Origin of the sequence: Pseudescherichia vulneris (genome assembly GCF_902164725.1) — a bacterium.
Taxonomy (GTDB): Bacteria; Pseudomonadota; Gammaproteobacteria; order Enterobacterales; family Enterobacteriaceae; genus Pseudescherichia; species Pseudescherichia vulneris.
Genome location: NZ_LR607338.1, coordinates 1,991,180 through 1,992,979 on the forward strand (window position 1 = coordinate 1,991,180; position 1,800 = coordinate 1,992,979).

The 1,800-nt window shown below is 55.2% G+C and carries 2 protein-coding genes; one reads left to right on the forward strand and one right to left on the reverse strand.

All coding sequences use genetic code 11. From position 1 onward, the window contains the following. Positions 1-15: 15 nt before the first annotated feature. Positions 16-1,227, reverse strand: coding sequence for an MFS transporter (locus FN633_RS08520; RefSeq protein WP_154057415.1), 1,212 nt, complete (start codon positions 1,225-1,227; stop codon positions 16-18). Positions 1,228-1,357: 130 nt separating this feature from the next. Between FN633_RS08520 and FN633_RS08525 the strand changes: the two genes are divergently transcribed. After that, the coding region (locus FN633_RS08525; RefSeq protein WP_154058865.1) for a winged helix-turn-helix transcriptional regulator at positions 1,358-1,800 on the forward strand (443 nt) is incomplete at its 3' end.

Below are 1,800 nucleotides of genomic sequence, written 5' to 3' on the forward strand. Positions count from 1 at the left end.
TTGCAATGCGTCGTTTCATGATTTGGCTAACCGCAGCCAGATGAGAAAAGCGCAGGCGCTGACAAATGCGCCAGCTAAACAAACCGCCTGCCAGCCAAAGCAGGCGTAAAGCTGGGTGGCAACAATCGCTCCTGTTGCACTGCCTATCGAGTAAAAACACATATACGCACCCACCAACCGACTTGCGGCCTCTGGCCGGGCAGCGATAAGGGTGCTCTGGCTTATTACGTGAACGGTTTGCACGGCAAAGTCCAGCATGATGATACCCACGACGAGCCACACCAGTGATGTTTCGGTATACGCGATGGGAAGCCATGAGAGTGCCAGCAATGCCAGGGCTGATCCGGTCGCGCGTTTTCCCCAGCCCCGGTCTGCCCATGCCCCCGCCTTCGCCGCCGCCAGTGCACCGGCAACACCCGCCAAACCAAACATGCCTATCTGGGTATGCGACAGTGATAGGGCGCTGAGCGGCAAGACCATAGTGGTCCATAGCATGCTGAAGGCAGCAAAGATAAGCAGTGCAAAAACGCCCCCCTTTCTCAATTGCGGCTCAGTCATAAACAGGCGGAAAGCAGACGCCAGCAGAGAGAGATAAGAAGGGGCGTGCGGCAGGGGCGGCGTAGCGGGCACCCCTTTCGCCACGATGCATGCGATGAGCAACATCAAAAAGGCAGCGGTAAGATAAACGGCCCGCCAACCGGCAATATCGGCGATGCTGCCAGAGATAAAGCGGGCCAGCAGGATCCCCAAAACAATGCCGCTCGTCACCGTACCCACGACCTTACCGCGTCGCTGGGGGACAGCCAGTATTGCAGCCCAGGCAACCACAAGCTGTACCACCACCGCCATCAGGCCAATAAAAAGCACCGCGCACAGCAGGGTGACAAAATTGGGGGATAACCCCGCCACGATCAAAGCCAGCATCGAAAGTAATAGCAGCGTGACGACCAGGGTTTTTCGCTTAACGCGATCGCCGAGTGGAACCAGGAAAATCAATCCGGCGGCATAGCCGACCTGGGTCACGGTCACCACGCTGCCGATCATCCCAGCAGGAACCTGTAGGCTGAGGGCGATGGACTCAAGCAAAGGCTGAGCAGAATAGACATTCGCCACCGCCAGCGCACAGGTCAGCGAGAATAAAAATATGATCCAGGGTTTCAGCACTGGCGCATCGACAGCAGGCGCTGCTAGCGCCGCATCAGAATTCAACTCTGCCTTACATTCCATTTCGCTCTCGCATTCTGGTTTCTTTTTAAAACTACATGCGCGTAGAAATAGCACCGGTGGTTTTTTTTTGCAACCGATTTAGGGTGCCCCTATACTGGCGTCTGTTAACAGGCAAGCTGAGAGAGAGCAGATGGCAAAACAGGAATCCCTTCGAACCAGTGAATGTCCGGTTGCCAGAACGTTGGAGTCGATTGGTGAACGCTGGTGTCTGATGATTATCAGGGAAGCGTTTGACGACGTGCGCAGGTTCAGCGAGTTTCAAAAGAATCTGGGACTGGCTAAAAACATTCTCGCGTCTCGCCTGAAACAGCTGGTGGATATCGGCGTGTTTGAGATCTGCCCGGCCTCAGACGGCAGCGCATACAATGAGTATGTTCTCACCGAAAAGGGGCGAGCTATTTTTCCTATCGTGGTCGCGATGCGGCAGTGGGGGGAGCGCTATATGTTTGACGACGGTGAGGCGCACTCTGTCTTACTGGATAACGCCAATGGACAGCCCATTCAGCCGCTGGAAGTGTGTTCCTCCGACGGGAAAAAGCTGGAGCCAACCGACTGCCATGTTTTTAAATATTC

What these genes read in the sequence shown, in the direction of transcription:
- FN633_RS08520 (WP_154057415.1), bottom strand. Translation starts at nt 1,227, where the DNA reads ATGGAATGTAAGGCAGAGTTGAATTCTGATGCGGCGCTAGCAGCGCCT.